The sequence below is a fragment of the Serratia sp. 14-2641 genome (genome assembly GCF_001692375.1).
Classification (GTDB): domain Bacteria; phylum Pseudomonadota; class Gammaproteobacteria; order Enterobacterales; family Enterobacteriaceae; genus Chania; species Chania fonticola_C.
In genome coordinates this window covers 88,186-105,906 of the sequence record NZ_LXKR01000015.1, presented here as the reverse complement: position 1 = coordinate 105,906, position 17,721 = coordinate 88,186, and the positions used below count along the sequence as shown (strand labels likewise).

18 protein-coding genes are annotated in these 17,721 nt (G+C 54.3%); 7 read left to right on the top strand and 11 right to left on the bottom strand.

The window, feature by feature from the left end; translation table 11 throughout:
* Nucleotides 1–185: 185 nt before the first annotated feature.
* A complete protein-coding gene (gene ppa, locus A6U95_RS07950) occupies nucleotides 186–713 on the top strand; it encodes an inorganic diphosphatase (RefSeq protein ID WP_021179028.1) in 528 nt (175 codons plus the stop codon).
* A gap of 51 nt (nucleotides 714–764) precedes the next feature.
* On the opposite strand, the gene A6U95_RS07945 is transcribed toward ppa, so the two are convergent.
* Genes A6U95_RS07945 through A6U95_RS07935 form a run of 3 tightly spaced genes read right to left on the bottom strand, consistent with a single transcriptional unit; the run spans nucleotide 765 to nucleotide 6,675 of the window.
* Nucleotides 765–1,115, bottom strand: a complete 351-nt coding sequence (locus A6U95_RS07945; protein ID WP_024483355.1) for a gamma-glutamylcyclotransferase — start codon at nucleotides 1,113–1,115, stop codon at nucleotides 765–767.
* A gap of 2 nt (nucleotides 1,116–1,117) precedes the next feature.
* The gene (locus tag A6U95_RS07940) at nucleotides 1,118–4,942 is read right to left on the bottom strand and encodes a translocation/assembly module TamB domain-containing protein (protein ID WP_065684101.1); all 3,825 of its coding nucleotides are present in this window, start codon (nucleotides 4,940–4,942) and stop codon (nucleotides 1,118–1,120) included.
* On the bottom strand, nucleotides 4,939–6,675 hold the full coding sequence (locus A6U95_RS07935; protein WP_065684100.1) for an autotransporter assembly complex family protein: 1,737 nt from the start codon (nucleotides 6,673–6,675) through the stop codon (nucleotides 4,939–4,941). Before A6U95_RS07935 ends, A6U95_RS07940 begins: the two co-directional genes overlap by 4 nt.
* 281 nt (nucleotides 6,676–6,956) lie before the next feature.
* On the opposite strand from A6U95_RS07935, the gene msrA reads away from it, so the two are divergent.
* The gene (gene msrA, locus A6U95_RS07930) at nucleotides 6,957–7,598 is read left to right on the top strand and encodes a peptide-methionine (S)-S-oxide reductase MsrA (RefSeq protein ID WP_065684099.1); all 642 of its coding nucleotides are present in this window, start codon (nucleotides 6,957–6,959) and stop codon (nucleotides 7,596–7,598) included.
* 175 nt (nucleotides 7,599–7,773) lie between these two features.
* Nucleotides 7,774–9,105, top strand: a complete 1,332-nt coding sequence (locus A6U95_RS07925; protein ID WP_065684098.1) for a hemolysin family protein — start codon at nucleotides 7,774–7,776, stop codon at nucleotides 9,103–9,105.
* An 80-nt stretch (nucleotides 9,106–9,185) separates the two neighbouring features.
* Here the strand turns inward: A6U95_RS07925 and A6U95_RS07920 are convergent, their stop codons facing one another.
* On the bottom strand, nucleotides 9,186–9,392 hold the full coding sequence (locus A6U95_RS07920) for a DUF1107 domain-containing protein (RefSeq protein WP_021179022.1): 207 nt from the start codon (nucleotides 9,390–9,392) through the stop codon (nucleotides 9,186–9,188).
* Between the two features lie 330 nt (nucleotides 9,393–9,722).
* On the opposite strand from A6U95_RS07920, the gene A6U95_RS07915 reads away from it, so the two are divergent.
* Nucleotides 9,723–10,274: a YtfJ family protein gene (locus tag A6U95_RS07915; protein ID WP_065684097.1), complete on the top strand. Its 552-nt coding sequence runs from the start codon at nucleotides 9,723–9,725 to the stop codon at nucleotides 10,272–10,274.
* Nucleotides 10,275–10,315: 41 nt separating this feature from the next.
* Here A6U95_RS07915 and cysQ read toward each other — a convergent pair whose 3' ends face one another.
* Nucleotides 10,316–11,056: a 3'(2'),5'-bisphosphate nucleotidase CysQ gene (gene cysQ, locus A6U95_RS07910; RefSeq protein WP_065684096.1), complete on the bottom strand. Its 741-nt coding sequence runs from the start codon at nucleotides 11,054–11,056 to the stop codon at nucleotides 10,316–10,318.
* Between the two features lie 254 nt (nucleotides 11,057–11,310).
* On the opposite strand from cysQ, the gene A6U95_RS07905 reads away from it, so the two are divergent.
* Complete coding sequence (locus tag A6U95_RS07905; RefSeq protein WP_065684095.1) at nucleotides 11,311–13,263, top strand: bifunctional 2',3'-cyclic-nucleotide 2'-phosphodiesterase/3'-nucleotidase; 1,953 nt, start codon at nucleotides 11,311–11,313, stop codon at nucleotides 13,261–13,263.
* A gap of 120 nt (nucleotides 13,264–13,383) precedes the next feature.
* Complete coding sequence (gene ytfE, locus A6U95_RS07900) at nucleotides 13,384–14,049, top strand: iron-sulfur cluster repair protein YtfE (protein WP_065684094.1); 666 nt, start codon at nucleotides 13,384–13,386, stop codon at nucleotides 14,047–14,049.
* 45 nt (nucleotides 14,050–14,094) lie between these two features.
* Here the strand turns inward: ytfE and A6U95_RS07895 are convergent, their stop codons facing one another.
* Nucleotides 14,095–14,715 (bottom strand): peptidylprolyl isomerase, encoded by a 621-nt coding sequence (locus A6U95_RS07895; RefSeq protein ID WP_065684093.1) that lies wholly within the window; start codon nucleotides 14,713–14,715, stop codon nucleotides 14,095–14,097.
* A 341-nt stretch (nucleotides 14,716–15,056) separates the two neighbouring features.
* Between A6U95_RS07895 and A6U95_RS07890 the strand changes: the two genes are divergently transcribed.
* Complete coding sequence (locus A6U95_RS07890) at nucleotides 15,057–15,725, top strand: LysM-like peptidoglycan-binding domain-containing protein (RefSeq protein ID WP_065684092.1); 669 nt, start codon at nucleotides 15,057–15,059, stop codon at nucleotides 15,723–15,725.
* On the opposite strand, the gene A6U95_RS07885 is transcribed toward A6U95_RS07890, so the two are convergent.
* The 5 genes from A6U95_RS07885 to rpsF form a co-directional block, all read right to left on the bottom strand.
* Nucleotides 15,722–16,081, bottom strand: a complete 360-nt coding sequence (locus A6U95_RS07885; protein ID WP_065684091.1) for a DUF488 family protein — start codon at nucleotides 16,079–16,081, stop codon at nucleotides 15,722–15,724. The genes A6U95_RS07890 and A6U95_RS07885 overlap by 4 nt on opposite strands.
* 110 nt (nucleotides 16,082–16,191) lie before the next feature.
* Nucleotides 16,192–16,644: a 50S ribosomal protein L9 gene (rplI, locus tag A6U95_RS07880; RefSeq protein ID WP_004933629.1), complete on the bottom strand. Its 453-nt coding sequence runs from the start codon at nucleotides 16,642–16,644 to the stop codon at nucleotides 16,192–16,194.
* 39 nt (nucleotides 16,645–16,683) lie between these two features.
* A complete protein-coding gene (gene rpsR, locus A6U95_RS07875; RefSeq protein ID WP_000135199.1) occupies nucleotides 16,684–16,911 on the bottom strand; it encodes a 30S ribosomal protein S18 in 228 nt (75 codons plus the stop codon).
* Nucleotides 16,912–16,915: 4 nt separating this feature from the next.
* The gene (priB, locus tag A6U95_RS07870; RefSeq protein ID WP_065684090.1) at nucleotides 16,916–17,233 is read right to left on the bottom strand and encodes a primosomal replication protein N; all 318 of its coding nucleotides are present in this window, start codon (nucleotides 17,231–17,233) and stop codon (nucleotides 16,916–16,918) included.
* A gap of 8 nt (nucleotides 17,234–17,241) precedes the next feature.
* Nucleotides 17,242–17,640, bottom strand: coding sequence for a 30S ribosomal protein S6 (gene rpsF / locus A6U95_RS07865; RefSeq protein ID WP_004933634.1), 399 nt, complete (start codon nucleotides 17,638–17,640; stop codon nucleotides 17,242–17,244).
* Nucleotides 17,641–17,721: the final 81 nt, after the last annotated feature.

The following is a 17,721-nucleotide window of genomic DNA, read 5'->3' as shown; positions in this document are numbered from 1 at the left end:
GGACCGTTATTATTTGAGGAAGTTATCGGCAGCCGGGGAGTAAACTTCAATCATTGAGGGATTAATCTGGAAAAGTTGCTGTTATCGACCAGGCAGCAGCTCATTGATGAAAAGGGCGGGAAATCGCAAAAGACTCCGCTATAATAGCCGCCACTCCATTTCTGGTTTGATTAAAGGAAACCGACATGAGCTTGAACCTGGTCCCTGCTGGCAAAGACCTGCCAGAAGACATCTACGTAGTTATCGAAATCCCGGCTAACGCCGATCCAATCAAATACGAAATCGACAAGGAAACCGGCTCGCTGTTCGTTGACCGTTTCATGTCCACGGCGATGTTCTACCCGTGCAACTACGGTTACATCAACCATACCCTGTCACTGGATGGTGATCCGGTAGACGTGTTGGTGCCAACCCCATACCCACTGCAACCAGGCTCTGTGATCCGCTGCCGCCCAGTTGGCGTGCTGAAAATGACCGACGAAGCCGGTGAAGATGCAAAACTGATTGCCGTACCGCACAGCAAACTGACCAAAGAGTACGATCACATTAAAGATGTGAACGACCTGCCAGAACTGCTGAAAGCGCAGATCAGCCACTTCTTTGAACACTACAAAGATCTGGAAAAAGGCAAATGGGTGAAAGTGGAAGGTTGGGCAGACGCTGCCGCCGCCAAAGCTGAGATCGTCGCCTCTTTCGAGCGCGCCAAGAAGTAATTCTCGCCCGAACTGATAAAAAAACACCGCCCAGATGAGCGGTGTTTTTTTTTACTGCTTTTCGTCAAGACGCTTCAGCCAGTCACCGCTTTCAATCCGCGGGAAACCGTCCACGCTGTGTCTATACAGGTAGATCCACGCACTGCCATAAGGCGTGCGGATCAGCTCGCGCTTGTAGTCTTTGGTATTACTTTTCAACTCGTCCAGCTCGGCCAGAATCGATGAGTTAATACGATACACTTCGCAGTGTACCGTGCCCTCTCCAGGGATCGCCGCCGGGTAGTGCCCCAGATTATAAAGCTGGTAGCCTTCTAACTCATGTTCACCCAACCATTGGGCGTTGGTCATCCAATGGCTGTTTCCCTGTTTGCGTCGTAAACTGCCGTAGACAATTATTCGCATAGCTAAAACTCAAACTGATAGAGCACATCCAGTGCCTGGTCGAGACCAGACACCGCTTCCAGATACAACCTAGGCATCAGGCGGTATCGCAACGTCAGCGTGGCCAATGAGTCGAAGATCCCCACCCCATATTTTACTTGTAAGCCAGGGAGGACATAGCCGCTCACCACTACCTGAGAGCTGTCGCCAACTCCCTCGGTATCAAGGGCCAGATTACTTACGCCAAACGCCTCGCCGATTTTACCCACAAGTTGACCACTTTGTGCAACCCCCATACCAATTAACATTGAGGTCATGGCATTGCCATCGGCACCGCCAGCCCCTAATCCCTGGCCGCGCAGCAGGTAAGACAGCGCTTCTTGCTGAGACATGGCTGGATCGGAGAACACTTCCAGCCTTGGCGCATCGGCCATGCCGGTCACGCGGACACCGGCGGTCACGTCATTCTCCGTAGCATCCGGATTACGGATCGCCTCAATATTCAGCAGCGGTTGATCCGGTGGCCCAGAGAAGAGCAGTTGCCCTTTACGCACGATCAGATCCTGGCCATAAGCATGGAAACGCCCCGACGGAATATTAATCTGACCATGCACCCCCAGACCATTCTGATCCTGTGCCACACGCAGATCGCCACGCAGTCTGGCTTTCAGGCCAAATGCATCCAGACGCACGTCGTTACCCACGCGGATCGTCAGATTGCTGTTGATTGGGATCCCTGCTGTCGCCGGTTGGATCGGCTTGAGCTGGTTATCCAGCATCACTTCATCAGGAGAAACCCCGACTGCGCTTTCTGGCAGTTCCTGCACCGTGATGCGAGCCCAAGGGATAGCTACGCTACCATTGAGTGAGAACAGCTGCGGTGTGGCTTCGAACACCACATCCGGTGAAACATCAATACGGACCATTGGTGGCAAGGTCACCCGCAACCGATCGCCCTTGGCTGCAATACGTGCACGCCAGGCATTGATATCCCGCCAGTCGGCATCCCCAGACAGATTGAGCTGCCCATGCGTGGTCGCCAGCAATCCTTCCAGGGTCGAGGTCATACCGTTGAAGTTCAGCGCCAGGCGGCCTTCGGTCATATCGAACGGCATCCAGTGGCCAACGATCGCCACCTTATCCAGCGCCAGACGGCCAAACACCAGCGGGTTCTGCGCATTGCCGCCTAATTGCAGATTGGCATTCAGCATCCCCGCGGCTTTCTCGCCCTGCGTCAGTATCGGGTTAAGCAGCGCCAGCGAGACATTGGTGATATTTACATTGCCGCTGATGGTACGACGTACCTGCGGATCGGCGATCTGAACGTTACCGTTAAACTGCCCGTTATTGGTCAGCTTGATCAGCCAGTCTGCCTGGGCCCGGCCATTGTTCAGGCCAGCATTGAGGTTTAGCGTGTCAAAGGCGATCGGCAATGCGGCACCCTGCACCTGCTGCACCACTTTCACCCCTTTGCCCACCAGTGAAACCTTCGCCTGTGGCAATGCGCCCCCTGGTTGCCAACTTACGTCAGCTCGGCCAGTAAAGACCCCGTTCATGGCGGTATCCGGCCCCAGGAACGGTTTGATCATTGCCAGGTCGAAGCGGTTGAGTACTACGCTAGCCTGGCCGCTGGCCCCCGCCTCGATGGTTCTAGGTACGCACAGCTCGGCATTCGGGTTCACCCAGCAATGTGGCCCTACGCTGATCTTCTGTTGCGTATTCAGGTAATCCAACGCGATGGCACGGCTAAGACGCCATTCACCCACCGGTGTATCAAAGCGAGTGTTGTTCAGGTTGCCTCGCCAGCGCTGTTGCTGACGATCAAAGCTGCCCTCCAAGGCCAATTGCCCGGAAACAGGCTTGCCGTCGATATTCACTTGCAGCCGATGTTGGCGCTCGCTGCCTCTGGCATCCAACGTCAACAGATTGACCTGCAACTCATCCTGTTTGAGCTGTTCAACCCGCACCGCCAATTGCCCCTGGATCTGATCGCTGGAACGGACATCACCGTTGACCTTCACCCGATTGATGTGTAGCGCCTGCCATTGCAAGCCCGTCGCGGTAAGGTCTGCCAACAGTTGCGGTGCCTGCAAATTCCCGCGCAGCTTCAACTGCCCGCGGACATTCCCAGCAAGGCCCGGCAAGGCGCCGTCGAGATGCGCTGCATCAACATTGGCATCCAGCACCCAGCTTTTCTCATCCAACTGGCCTTTAACGCTGAGCGTATTGCGCCCTAACGCCAGATCGATACCCGGGATCGTCCACTGCCCGGCCGCATTGCCACGCAAAGAGCCCCGCGCCGATACCTTGTTTTGTTTCACATTGCCGTCGAGCTGCAGCACCGGTACCTGTAATTGCCAACTGCCGCCGTGCAGGCTGCCACGGGTGGTGATTTTCCCTTCCAACCGGGCTGGCCATTCCGGCCATTGCTTGGCGGTATTAATGCCCGACAGCGTCAGTTGTGACGTCCAGCTGATCGCTTTACTCCAGTCCACCAGCGCCGTCAGATCGGTGTTCCCCTCCAGCGCAACCAACCGCAGGCGCTCAAGTCTGAACTGTTCAAGATTACCTTTACCATCCAGCTGTAGCACTGCCGGTGGCAGATCCTGACCTTTGAAATTGGCGCGGGTAGACAACGCATAATCTGCGGCCTTGCCATTAAAACGCAGGCGGAAATCATTAACCTGATACTGTGCCTCGCCGGTCAGCGGCCATTTCAGCTGTTTGCTTTGCAGCGTCAGCGCCAAGGGTAAACCCGCCTCTGCCAACTGGGTTTGCACATCCAACTGCGCACCAACGGGGCCAGACAGGTTAAGCACTACTTTCAGCTCTTCACGCAGCCCACCAGACACATTCAGCTTCACCTTCTCGCCTTTCAGCGGATCGATATTCAGCGTGCTGTTGGCCACCATTTCCACCGGCCAACTGCCGGTCAGCGTTGCCTGTCCTTTGGCGGAAAGCATGCCCTGCGGCGATCTCACGTCAAAGCGATCCAACTGAATATGCTGATCTTTGGTGCTGGCCTGCAACTGCAAGCGGGTGATCGACACCTCGGTATCCCCGGTCAGATGTAGCTGCTCGCCGTTGATTTCCTCAACGGTAATATCCAACGGCAGGCGAATTTCTGGCAGGTCCGGCAGCAGTGGTTTGGCAAACAGCGCTTTCAGGGTTTCGCCCAACGGTTTCTCTTCCACTGGCGGTGGCACCAATGCTGGCGCAACCGTCGTTTTCTCAGCGACCTTGTCCGCCACTTTCTCCGCTGCGGGCTGCAGCGCTTCCGGCAAAGGGTTCACCGGCGTTTTTGGCAACGCGATCAGCAAAGCGCGAACCGTAGTTGGCATCAACGTCAACGCTCGTTCCTGCCACTGTGCGCCAGTGCTGAATTCCCCCAGCGAGATCGCCGTATCGTCCACGGTAACCTTGACGTTGTTCAACGCCAGTTTACGCAGGGTAATGGGATAAGGTGTGCTGAGATCGCCGATCGGCTCGTTGCTTTCCTCAACCGGCGCAGAAGGCGCCATTTCGGCGGTTTTCACCACTACATCTACATCCTGAGCGGTCAGCGCATTGACGCACAATGAACTGCGTTTAAAACAGGAGAGATCGAGCGAGAGATGGAACTGCCCGGCGTTAACCGCCACACCCGGCATCTGATACTTCACGCCTTTCAGGGTCAGATCGCGCCAGCCACCGCTGACCGCCGCAATTTCCAGCCCAGGTACCCAACGGGCAGCGCCGTTGATCAACATATGCAGGCCAGAAGTGGTGCCAAGCAGAAACGCCAACGTGCCGATCAGCAGCAACAGCAGGATCAAAAATCCCAGACAAATCTTTTTTATCAGGCTCATAGTTCAGGCCCCAAACCGATATAAAACTGTAGGCCGTGGGTATCTTGATCCCCAACCGGCGCGGCAATATCCAGTTTCACCGGCCCTACCGGCGACTGCCAGCGCACGCCAACGCCCGCACCGGTCTTGAAATTGCTGTCTTTGAAGTTGTTAACTGCCTGCCCAGAATCGACAAACATCGCCCCCCACCAACGGCCAGTGACGTTATATTGATACTCCAACGACCCCGTCACCATTTTAGAGGCACCGGTCAGCTTGCCGTCATCTCCACGCGGGGAAATGCCCTGGAATTTATAACCACGGATACTGCGATCGCCACCGGCGAAGAAGCGCAAATCCGGCGGCACTTTGTCAAAATCGTTGGTTTCGATCCAGCCGACCTGACCACGGACCACAAAGCGGTTTTTCTCGCCCAAGCTACGGATCCAGACGTTTTGTGCCTGCAACAGCGCAAAGTCCACTCCAGAGCCCCAGGTAGTATCCGACACGTCAATGGAATAGCGTTGGCTATCGCCCCACAAGGGCATCAGGCCTCCCCGTGAACGCGTACGATTCACGGTCACCCCAGGGTAAAGCAGCATAGTGGTATTGGTGACGGACCCCTGGGTAAAGTGGTCCAGACGCCAACTGAGGTTCACCGCATGCTGCCAGCCGCTGGAGAGATCCCAGTTACGCGAAGCCACGACCTTGGTACTGTCAGATTGAGTGTCATTCAGATCGGTACGCTTGAAACCGCCCTGTAACAGGTAATACTGTTCCAGCGGGTTGCGTAGCAATGGGATTTTATAGGTCAGATCCAGCTGCTGCTCCGGCTGAGAGATACTGGCGGCGGTTACCAGGCTGTGGCCACGATCGTTCAGCCAGGGCTTTCTCCAGGTTCCTAGCACCCGTGGACCAATATCGGTAGAAAAACCACCACCTAGCTCCACGATATTGCTGCTACGCGGCGTCACCACCGCATCTAGCGGCAGGATCTTGCTCTCTTTAGAGTCGGTAAAGTCTGGAGAGACCACCACCGAGTTGAACCAGTTGGTGGCGGATAAACGGCGGTTCAGCTCGGCAAGATCGTTCGAACTGTAATAATCCCCCTGATGGAAGGGAAGCAGGTTTTGCAGGTAGTCCTCACGGATTTGCGAGCCCTTGAAAATCACTTTGCCGAAGTGATAGCGCTCACCGCTGTTGAAATCTATGTCCCAGAACGCCTTATGCAACTCTTCCGCCACGCCAAGTTGGCTCTTGAGCATTTGAGCATCAAAATAGCCTTTACGCAGCGCCAGGTTGGTCAGCGAACTTTTAAAACTGTCGAACTGGCCATGGTTGAGGATCTCGCCAATCGTTGGCCGATCGGTTCTGACCAGATTCAGGTAATCTTCGTCGGTTCTGGCCCCGCCTTGCAGCTGGATATCCACACCTGCAATACGCACCGGTTCACCCGGATCGACCTTGGCGATCAATACCGGGCGCGAAAGCTTCGGGTTATCATCAAAGGTGAATTCAATCGTAGGCTGATAATAGCCCAACGGCCGCAACCCCAGGCGGATGGCAGCATCCACCCGAGCGCGAAAACGCCCCTCGGCATTAACCTCTTCCGGCGTGATCGCCGAAAGGCGCACACGAACGTTGCGCTCCAAATCCCCACTCAGGCCGTCAACCTGCAGCCGCACATTCGCTGCTAACACCGACGGCGTAACGAATAGCGCACATAACATGCAAAGGACACGATATCGTGGCACAGGTGCTCCTTAATTGATTTTTCTGTCCTGTCAGTACCTTTGCTCTGGTGCTGGGGCGGTGCTATCAGACTGCCCCCCTTACCTTTAGATCCCAGCCGTTGCCCATACGGCATCGGCCGTTACCGAAAACAAGACGCATTCTTAGCTTTTGGCGCTCAAAATACTGCGTTAAGCTGATACATAAACCTTAGATAGGGCTTATTGTGGGCAAAGAAGCGGCCAGTTACAACTGACACGCGTTCCTATTAGGCTAATTCTTATTATGGCAATGGGAGTCAAACATGGTGCAATCTCTTGATAAGTCTCACAACATCGATAAGGCAAGTGCGCTTCCTGGCCGTACTACGCCGATGCCCGTCGCTACGCTTAACGAGGTGACCGGCCATTCCATGACCTTCGTGCCCGAGGGGATGGCCACAGCCATCTTCGGCATGGGTTGCTTTTGGGGCGTTGAACGCCTGTTTTGGCAGCAGCCGGGGATTTATAGCACTGCCGCAGGTTACAGCGGTGGCTATACGCCAAATCCAACCTATCGCGAAGTATGCAGCGGCCAGACTGGGCATGCCGAAGTGGTACGTGTAGTCTTTGACCCGCAGGTCATCAGCTACCGCCAGCTGTTACAGGTATTCTGGGAAAACCACGATCCTGCGCAGGGCATGCGCCAGGGCGGAGATATCGGTACCCAATACCGTTCTGCTATTTACTACCTGGATGCAGAACAACAGGCCGAAGCGGAGCAAAGCCTGCAAGCTTTCCAGCAGGCGATGGATAAAGCGGGCGATCAGCGCACCATCACCACCGAAATCGCACCGGCACTGCCTTTCTACTATGCAGAAGATGACCACCAGCAATACCTGCATAAGAATCCGGGCGGCTATTGTGGCCTGGGCGGCATCGGGGTGTGTCTGCCTCCACAGGGTTAAGCTGTTAATTCTTAACCACTGGCGGCCCTCACGGGGCAACTGCTATACTGTGTTGGGCCGCGTTTGCGGCCCGCTTTTGTGGGCGCGTGATATAACGGCCCTTGGATCCACCTTTTTAAACGGTATTACCCCTCCGAAAGATCGCCGACATCCCGTCGGTACGAATGGATAGACTATGTTAAACAGTATTTTACTGATTCTTTTTCTGATCGCAGTGAGTGCGTTTTTCTCGCTTTCAGAAATCTCCTTGGCTGCGTCACGCAAGATCAAACTCAAACTGATGGCTGACGAAGGCAACATCAATGCCGCCAGAGTCCTTAAGCTGCAGGAAACCCCAGGCCTCTTCTTTACCGTGGTGCAAATCGGCCTCAACGCCGTAGCCATCCTCGGCGGGATCGTCGGCGATGCCGCCTTCTCCCCTAGTTTCAAATTGATTTTCGACCGCTTCCTGTCACCTGAGATTTCTGAGCAGGTAAGCTTTATGTGCTCGTTCGTGATGGTGACCAGCATGTTCATCCTGTTCGCGGATTTAACCCCGAAGCGCATCGGTATGATTGCACCAGAGACGGTTGCCGTCCGGATCATCAACCCGATGCGTTTCTCGATCATGCTGTTCCGCCCGCTGGTCTGGTTCTTCAACGGCATGGCCAACCTGATTTTCCGCATGTTCAAGCTGCCGATGATGCGTAAAGACGACATCACCTCCGAAGATATTTACGCGGTGGTGGAAGCCGGCGCGCTGGCCGGGGTACTGCGCAAACAGGAACATGAGCTGATTGAAAACGTCTTCGAGTTGGAGTCGCGCACCGTGCCCTCTTCGATGACGTCCCGCGAAAGCGTGATTTACTTCGACCTGCGCGAAAGCGAAGACAGTATTAAAGAAAAGATCTCCACTCATCCGCATTCCAAGTTCCTGGTGTGCGACGGCCATATCGATCAGGTCGTTGGCTATGTTGACTCCAAAGACCTGCTGAACCGCGTTTTGGGCAACCAGAGCCTGGTACTGAGCAGCGGCGTGCAGATCCGCTCGGCGCTGATCGTGCCGGATACGTTGACCCTGTCAGAAGCGCTGGAAAGCTTTAAAACCGCGGGTGAGGACTTTGCGGTGATCCTCAATGAATATGCCTTGGTGGTCGGGATTATTACGCTGAACGATGTGATGACCACGCTGATGGGTGACCTGGTAGGCCAAGGTCAGGAAGAGCAGATCGTGACGCGTGATGAGAACTCGTGGCTGATTGAAGGTGGGACGCCAATCGAAGACGTGATGCGTGTACTGCATATCGATGAGTTCCCACAGGCTGGCAACTACGAAACCATCGGCGGCTTTATGATGTACATGCTGCGCAAAATCCCGAAACGCACCGACTTTGTAAAATATGCCGGGTACAAGTTTGAAGTGGTCGATATCGACAGCTACAAAATTGATCAGCTATTGGTCACCAGGCTGGTCGACAAACCGATCACGGTGCTACCAAAAGCCCCCGACGAAACACCTCAGGCCTAAATCCCCCTACGGTAGAAACATTAGCGGCCCCTTCGGGGCCGCAGTTACTTTTCTTTGCAGGGTACTCCATAGATTGCGCTTTAGCCCATTTCGGCCTGCAGTAACAACACCTGCCGGTTAACTTCTGACATCACGTTGAAGTGGCGTTTGTCACGAACCTTCGGCAACAGGATTTTCCCCTTGTCGAATTCGAACGCCCCCACATCCTTAATGTACAGCCGCCCCCGGAACAGGGTTTTTACATACGTAGCCACTTTCAGTGGGTTATAACGCTGGAAGATTCTCATAGTTGTTACTCTCCTCCCGTTGGATCCATGCGCTCAGCGAGCGGCCAAAGTGGCCACCTCGACATTCGGAACGCAACTTGATTGCTTTCTAGTAGACTGAGTAAAGACCATTTTGTTCAACTCCGCCTGGATTTCTATCCTGGATTTACACTTACTGACAGAATTGTGTATACCTATTTATAACCTTTGCAGTATATCCATTCAAAAACCGCGTGATTACCCCCAGAAGGAAAAACTGCGATCCGGTTAACAGGACAGACCTCGGATGAGCACCTATGCTTTAATCACCTTGAGTCATATTGAGACTTATTTCCCTCTGCAGGAGAACGCATGAAAAATAGCATGCTGATAATATCGCTGCTGTTGGCCCCGATGTTGGCCTCTGCTCACAACCTTCAACTCCACCAGCGCGTGGCACCGATCGGCGTCAGCGATAAAGGCGAGTTGGACTATGTTGATAATAAGTTTAGCTACAAAGGTTGGAATAGCGCGCAGCTTGGTGGAAAAGTGCGAGTAGTGCAGCATATTGCTGGCCGCACTTCGGCCAAAGAGCTCAACGATCCGCTGATTGAAGCTATCAAAGCCGCTAAGCTACCGCACGATCGTTACCAAACGACGACCATCGTCAATACCGACGACGCCATCATCGGCACCGCCATCTTTGTGCGTAACAGTATTGAAGACAGCAAGAAAGAGTTCCCCTGGTCGCAGTTCATTGTCGACAGTAATGGCAACGTCAAAAAAGCTTGGGACCTGCAACCAAAAGGCTCGGCAATTGTGGTGCTCGATAAAGAAGGCAAGATCCAGTTTGCCAAAAATGGCGCACTGACGCCGCAAGAGGTGCAGCAGGTGATGGAGATGCTGCACCAGTTGCTGAAATAGCGCTTAAACGGCGTCCCGCACGGCGATGAGCGGGACGCGGCCTAAAACAGAGAAACCCTAAAGCCAGGGTTCAGGAAAGACTCACGCGGGGTATATAACAGCGGCTTGCCCTGCCAATCGTGGATCTGAGCCCCGGCTGCTACCGCTACCGCGTGCCCTGCCGCCGTATCCCAGATGTTGGTTGGCCCAAACCGTGGGTAAAGCTGCGCCCGCCCTTCCGCCACCAGGCAGAACTTCAGCGATGAGCCTACCGAAATGGTTTGGTGTTCGCCCAACTGTTGCAGGTAATCCTGTAATTCCTCATCGCTATGAGAGCGGCTGACCACCACCAACGGTAGCTCGGCATTACTGACGCTAATCTCACGACGTCGGCCACCTTCTTCCTTCCAGGCCTTGCCTCGTTCGGCCAGATACAGCACGTCCATCGCCGGGGCATAGACCACTCCCATTACCGCCTCACCCTCTTCGATCAGCGCGATATTGACCGTGAACTCACCGTTACGGTTTAAAAACTCTTTGGTACCGTCCAGCGGATCGACTAGCCAGTAACGCGTCCAGTTGCGGCGGACTTCCCAGGCGGGAGGGTCTTCCTCTGACAGCAGTGGGATCTCCGGCGTCAGTGCCGCCAGACCCTGTTTGATAATATGGTGCGCGGCCAAATCCGCGGCGGTCACCGGTGAATCATCTTTTTTCTGTGCCACATCAAGCGGTTGTTCACCATGATATACCGCCATGATCGCCGTACCCGCCTCGCGGGACAGCTGGCAAATCTGCTCCAACATAGTGCACCTCAGACATTAAGTTCCGTGGGACATTTCCCCTTTCTATAGCTTGCAGCCTAGTTTTTTTTGGGCGGAATATCCATCTCAACTCGCTAAGCTGCGGTATTTATTCAAGTCTTCTCCGTCACAACTTTGCATATCTGTCCGTTACATTCGGCCAGTTTATGCCAGACTTCACAGTTTCCTGAGAGAGGTAGTGGTAATTACATACCCCTTTGAGATGCCCCTCGAAGAATAATCCAATGGAGATAACCATGATCAAGCGCCCTTTGGGACTGTCTGTCCTGGCCCTGCTGGTCTGCGCCTCAACGCAGGCAGCCACGGTTGACCTGCGCGTGCTGGAAACCAGCGACCTACACGGCAATATGATGGACTTCGACTATTACAAGGATAAGCCCACCGACAAATTTGGCCTGGTGCGTACCGCCAGCCTGATCCAACACGCTCGCCAGCAGGTGACCAACAGCGTACTGGTCGATAACGGTGACATCATCCAGGGTAGCCCAATGGCTGACTATATGGCCGCCAAGGGCTTGAAACCTGGCGACATGCACCCGGTCTACAAGGCGATGAATACCCTGGATTATGTGGTAGGCAATATCGGTAATCACGAGTTCAACTACGGGCTCGACTATCTGAAGAATGCCCTGGCTGGCGCCAAATTCCCCTACGTCAACGCCAACGTTATTGATACCACCACGCAAAAACCGTTGTTCACTCCCTACATTATTGTCGATACCCCGGTAAAAGACCGTGATGGCAAAGCTCATACTTTACGTATCGGCTATATCGGCTTTGTGCCGCCGCAGATCCTGGTATGGGATAAAGCCAACCTTCAGGGGAAAGTGACCGTAAACGACATCACCGAAACGGCCAAACGCTACGTACCGGAAATGCGCAAACAAGGGGCCGATCTGGTCGTCGCGATCCCCCACTCTGGACTTTCCAGCGACCCCTATAAGGCCATGGCGGAAAACTCGGTGTACTACCTCAGCCAGGTTCCAGGCATCGACGCCATCATGTTCGGCCATGCGCATGCGGTATTCCCCAGCAAGGATTTCGCCAATATCAAAGGCGTGGATATCGATAAAGGCCTGCTGAACGGCGTGCCTGCGGTGATGCCCGGCCAATGGGGCGATCATCTCGGCATCGTGGATCTGCAATTGAACAACGATGAGGGAAATTGGAAGGTTACCGCAGCGAAGGCACAGGCCAGACCGGTTTATGACAAAGAGAACAAGCGCTCGTTGGCAGCGGGAGATCCCACACTAGTCAAAGTGTTAGAAGAAGATCATAACGGAACGCGTGAGTTCGTCAGCAAGCCTATCGGCAAGTCCGACGGCAATATGTACAGTTATCTGGCCCTGATCCAGGACGATCCTACCGTGCAGATCGTCAACAATGCGCAAAGAGCCTACGTTGAGCACTATATTCAAGGCGATCCGGATCTGGCCGATCTGCCGGTATTGGCCGCAGCTGCGCCGTTCAAAGTGGGTGGCCGCAAGAACGATCCCGCCAGCTTTGTCGAGGTGGAAAAAGGCCAGCTCACCTTCCGCAATGCCGCCGATCTCTATCTCTACCCCAATACCTTGGTGGTGGTGAAAGCCAGCGGTAAGGAAGTGAAAGAGTGGCTAGAGTGCTCCGCCGGGCAGTTCAACCAAATTGACGTTAACAGCAGAAAACCGCAGGGGCTGATCAATTGGGACGGTTTCCGCACCTATAATTTCGACGTGATCGACGGCGTCAATTATCAGATCGACGTCAGCCAACCGGCACGTTACGACGGAGAATGTACGCTGATCAATGACCAGGCGGAGCGTATCAAGCAGCTGACCTTCAAGGGCAAGCCGATCGATCCTGACGCCCAGTTCCTGGTTGCGACCAACAACTACCGCGCCTACGGCGGCAAGTTTGCCGGAACGGGCGATAAGCATATTGCCTTTGCTTCACCGGATGAGAACCGCGCGGTATTGGCGGCCTATATCAGCGAAGAAACCCAGAAGCACGGCGCGGTGCATCCACAGGCGGACAATAACTGGCGTTTGGCCAGCTTCCACAGCCCACAGCCGCTGGATATCCGCTTTGAGACCTCCCCTAGCGAGAAGGCTGCTGCATTTATTAAGGATAACGCCCAGTATCCTATGAAATCGGCGGGTAACGACAGCATCGGCTTTGAGCTGTATAAGATCGACCTACAAGCCAAATAATTGAGCGTTAGGCGCGTTACGGCGCGCCTTTTAGCCTCTACCCCTTTTTAACCATGGCGCACCCTTTAAATTGCATTTAAAATGCATGTTATAGTTTTCTTCCTTTAAAGGGGCATCATCATGGATTACCGTAACCAATCCCTAGGCGCACTCGCCATCGCAATCCCACGTGCCAGCAAGCTGTTCCGCGACTACGATCTGGACTTCTGCTGCGGGGGTAAACAAACCCTTGAGCGCGCTGCCAGCCGCAAAGAACTGGATCTGGATAAGTTGGAAAGTGAGTTGGCCGCTCTGGCTGCAGACCCGGTGGATACCCGCGATTGGCGCCAGGCTCCGCTGGCTGAGATCATCGATTACATCCTGCCACGCTTCCACCAACGCCACCGTGAACAGCTGTCAGAACTGGTGTTGATGGCGGAAAAGGTTGAACGCGTTCACGGCGACAAGCCCACCTGCCCACGCGGGCTGGCCAAGCAGCTAAACCTGATCCGGCTCGATCTGGAAAATCACATGATGAAGGAAGAACAGATCCTGTTCCCGCTGATTAAACAAGGCATGGGACAACAGGCGGCAGGGCCGATTTCGGTGATGGAACATGAACATGATGAGGCTGGCGAGCAGTTGGAGGTGGTGAAATTCCTCACCAACAACGTCACGCCACCTGATGGGGCATGCAATACCTGGCAGGCGCTGTACAGTGGTATCAATACGTTTATCAGCGATCTGATGGAGCATATCCATCTGGAGAACAACCTGCTGTTTCCACGCGCACTGAGCGGCAAATAAAACCAGGGCGCCGTGAGGCGCCCTTACTGTAACACTAGAAGCCGATTACAGAATTTCGAGCAGCTCAACGTCAAACACCAGCGCGCTGAATGGCGGGATGGATGCGCCTGCACCACGCTCGCCATAGGCCAGGTTGTGAGGGATATACAGCTGCCACTTGGAGCCAACCGGCATCAGCGTCAGGGCTTCGATCCAGCCTGGGATCACACCGCTGACCGGGAACTCGGCAGGTTGACCACGTTCAACGGAGCTGTCGAACACATCACCGTTGATCAGGCGACCGGTGTAATGCACACGCACGCGATCCTGACGTGATGGGATTGGGCCATTGCCCTGCTCCAACACGGAGAACTGCAGGCCAGACTCGGTCAGCGTCACTTCGTCACGCTTGGCGTTATCTTCCAGGAACTTCTGGCCTTCAACGGCCATCTCCTGCTGGCGCTCAAGGCGTACAGCATCCGCACGTTCGTGGATTTCGCGCAGCGCACGATGGACCACATCTACCGGAACCGCCGGGGCATTCCCTTCCAGCGCGTCACGCAGGCCAGCCAGCAGAGCTTCTGGTTGTAAACCTTGCAGGCCGGACTCTTGCAGTTGCTGACCGACCTGTAAACCAATCCCGTAACTTGCTTGCGCTTCAACGCTATCAAAAGAAGGGGTTGTCATGGGGTTTTCCTTTAGTCTGTAAAAAGTCGAAAGCGCAGCATAACAGCGCGGCAAAGCCGGGTAAAATCTTGTGTGGAGAATGATGACTTTTGTCGTAGAAAAAGAAACAATAACCTGCTGTTAACGTTTGGTGTCATTATTCTCTCGGCTACCAATCGCTTCAAACAGTTAGCGATATAGACCCGGTACGGCTCAAGGCTGGCACCGTAGTGGCGCAGTACAGAGACTATTCGCCCCTCAAGGTGCACAAGTGCACTGCGGCTTGAAACCATAGGGTATACTGGGGTCAGCGATACACTTTTTGTAAAGTGACAATTTTACGCAGTTGAAGAGAGGTCACCATGGGCAGAATCGCGCCCAGGAGAAGGAAAACCACCCGTGTCTACCAGCCATTGCTGCGCGCCTGGCTGAACTTGAGCCAACGCCTGAAGCCTGGCCCGGCACCGGAAACGCCAGCAACCACCGATGAGCCGGACTCACCACCGCCACAGCAGAGCGGCAAGGGGCAAAGGCTTAAAGCGTTGTTGCTGAAAATATGGCACCTGCCGGACAGCCTCCACTGGATGGAACCTTTGCCCTATTTTCACCGCCGTTGGGTGATTATTTTTGGTGCTATCCTGCTACTGTCGTTGCTTTGGCCGTATTCCGACGATAACGCACGTCCGTTCCCGGTAACCAGCCAGGAAAACCAGATACCGTTGCAGGCTCAGTTACAAAACGATGGTCAGCAAACGGCAGGCGAAAGCGATAGCTGGCAGCGTTATCAGATCCAGGCTGGCCAAACTCTGGCGCAGCTGTTCCGTGACAACAACCTGCCGGTGAACGAGGTGTTTGCCATGGCGCGAGTTGAAGGCAACGATAAGCCACTCAGCAATCTGAAGGCCGGGCAAGAAGTGCGTGTCGAACGCAATGCCAACGGTGTGATCACCGCGCTCTCAGTCACCACAGTGGATAACAGGGAAGCCCTGTTCCGCCGCCAGAGCGATGGCAGCTACCTGCGCATTCGCTAATCTTTAAGCTGGTCCAGCAAAAAATCACGCAGTACAACCCCCTGGTTGTGCTGTGTGTCCTTGCTGCCATACAGCAGGGTCAACGGCTCACCTTGCTTTAACAACGCCACCAGCGGCTGCCAGGCCTCATTGGCGACCAGCTGTTGGCGATAGAGTGCAACAAACTCATCCCACTGGTCGGTATGCTGATGAAACCACTGGCGTAACGCCGTATCCGGTGCCACCTGCTTAAGCCAGATGACGCCCTGCAACCTTTCCTTACTCACACCGCGCGGCCATAGCCGGTCGGTCAGATAACAGTGCTTCGGTGCCGGGCCGCTGAAATCGTAGACTCGCTGTAAGATAATTTCTGCCATTTTCGCCTCTCCTTGCCAACAGATGGCCTCAGAGTAGCGCGTTTTACCCGGCGCTGAAAAGCAAAACGCCAGCACTAGGCTGGCGTTTTAACTTGGTGTACTAAAGCCGATTAAGCTTCAGCAACCACAACTACATTCAGCTGTGCGAACACGTCGCTGTGTACCTGGAAGTGCACTTCGTGCTCACCAGTGGTACGCAGAACGCCGTTCGGCAGACGAACTTCGCTCTTGGCAACTTCAACGCCTGCCGCAGTAACTGCGTCAGCGATGTCGCGGGTGCCGATAGAGCCGAACAGTTTACCTTCGTCGCCTGATTTAGACGCGATGGTGACTGAACCCAGTTCGTTGATCTTGGTTGCGCGAGCTTCAGCAGCAGCCAGAACGTCAGCCAGTTTGGCTTCCAGTTCAGCACGGCGTGCTTCGAAGAACTCTACGTTTTTCTTGGTAGCAGGAACAGCTTTGCCCTGTGGTACCAGGAAGTTACGGGCATAACCCGCTTTAACGTTAACCTGATCACCCAGGCTGCCCAGGTTTGCTACTTTATCAAGCAGAATAACTTGCATTACCTTATCCTCTCAAAGTCGTTAATGGACAGTGGCCGATTACTGATGACGATCAGTGTACGGCAACAAAGACAGGTAGCGCGCGCGCTTGATAGCACGGGCCAGCTGGCGCTGATATTTTGCACGAGTACCGGTGATACGGCTCGGGACAATTTTACCACTTTCAGTGATGTAGTTTTTCAGCGTAGCGATGTCTTTATAGTCAATCTCTTGAACGCCTTCCGCGGTGAAACGGCAGAACTTGCGACGACGGAAATAACGTGCCATTTGGCTAGTCTCCAGAATCTATCAATTCAATCTGCTCGGCATGCAGGACCAGTTTGTTCAGCCCGTTGCGCCCTTGATGGCAGCTAACGAAGCCTTGAACGGTAACCTGACTGCCGACCGTTAATCTTTGAGTTAAAGCTTGTGACTGTTGTCCGCTGACAACCACGGGCATTCGGCACCATGCTTGCCTGCTGAATCCGGCTTCCATCTGCGACGATCGGTGCTCAAGCACAAATTGGCAGTGGGGTATCCCGGAAGGACTCACTTTTCGCACCGGCGTCTTGCACACTGTGCCAGACAACACCAGACGATTAGCCGTCACGACAGCAATTACTCTTCAGAATCCCCAGCATCTGCATCATCTGCGGTTTCGTTAGCGAAGTCTTCGCGGCGATCGCCACGACGTTCGTCTTTCGCTTTAACCATCGGAGATGCTTCAGTTACCGCGTGCTTAACGCGCATAACCATGCTACGGATAACGGCGTCGTTGAAGCGGAAGTTAGTTTCCAGCTCATCGATCGCTTCCTGCGGAGCTTCAACGTTCAGCAGAACGTAGTGGGCTTTGTGCAGTTTATTGATCGGGTAAGCCAGTTGACGGCGGCCCCAGTCTTCCAGACGGTGAATCTGACCTTGCGCGTTAGTGATGGTAGCACTGTAACGCTCGATCATGCCCGGAACCTGTTCGCTTTGGTCAGGATGGACCATAAAAACGATTTCGTAATGACGCATCGAATTGCTCCTTACGGATTATTCAGCCTCCTGTCAGGGTCAACCGCGGCCCATGGAAGCAAGGAACGTGTGTATGTGTGC

Bases quoted from the DNA above. Each gene is read 5' to 3' on its own strand.
- A6U95_RS07925 (WP_065684098.1), top strand. From the start codon at position 7,774: ATGTTAAACAGTATTTTACTGATTCTTTTTCTGATCGCAGTGAGTGCG.
- A6U95_RS07885 (WP_065684091.1), bottom strand. From the start codon at position 16,081: ATGGCAGAAATTATCTTACAGCGAGTCTACGATTTCAGCGGCCCGGCA.
- cysQ (WP_065684096.1), bottom strand. From the start codon at position 11,056: ATGTTGGAGCAGATTTGCCAGCTGTCCCGCGAGGCGGGTACGGCGATC.
- A6U95_RS07945 (WP_024483355.1), bottom strand. From the start codon at position 1,115: ATGCGAATAATTGTCTACGGCAGTTTACGACGCAAACAGGGAAACAGC.
- rplI (WP_004933629.1), bottom strand. From the start codon at position 16,644: ATGCAAGTTATTCTGCTTGATAAAGTAGCAAACCTGGGCAGCCTGGGT.
- ppa (WP_021179028.1), top strand. From the start codon at position 186: ATGAGCTTGAACCTGGTCCCTGCTGGCAAAGACCTGCCAGAAGACATC.
- A6U95_RS07940 (WP_065684101.1), bottom strand. From the start codon at position 4,942: ATGAGCCTGATAAAAAAGATTTGTCTGGGATTTTTGATCCTGCTGTTG.
- A6U95_RS07890 (WP_065684092.1), top strand. From the start codon at position 15,057: ATGGGCAGAATCGCGCCCAGGAGAAGGAAAACCACCCGTGTCTACCAG.
- A6U95_RS07895 (WP_065684093.1), bottom strand. From the start codon at position 14,715: ATGACAACCCCTTCTTTTGATAGCGTTGAAGCGCAAGCAAGTTACGGG.
- A6U95_RS07920 (WP_021179022.1), bottom strand. From the start codon at position 9,392: ATGAGAATCTTCCAGCGTTATAACCCACTGAAAGTGGCTACGTATGTA.
- ytfE (WP_065684094.1), top strand. From the start codon at position 13,384: ATGGATTACCGTAACCAATCCCTAGGCGCACTCGCCATCGCAATCCCA.
- A6U95_RS07915 (WP_065684097.1), top strand. From the start codon at position 9,723: ATGAAAAATAGCATGCTGATAATATCGCTGCTGTTGGCCCCGATGTTG.
- A6U95_RS07905 (WP_065684095.1), top strand. From the start codon at position 11,311: ATGATCAAGCGCCCTTTGGGACTGTCTGTCCTGGCCCTGCTGGTCTGC.
- rpsF (WP_004933634.1), bottom strand. From the start codon at position 17,640: ATGCGTCATTACGAAATCGTTTTTATGGTCCATCCTGACCAAAGCGAA.
- msrA (WP_065684099.1), top strand. From the start codon at position 6,957: ATGGTGCAATCTCTTGATAAGTCTCACAACATCGATAAGGCAAGTGCG.
- rpsR (WP_000135199.1), bottom strand. From the start codon at position 16,911: ATGGCACGTTATTTCCGTCGTCGCAAGTTCTGCCGTTTCACCGCGGAA.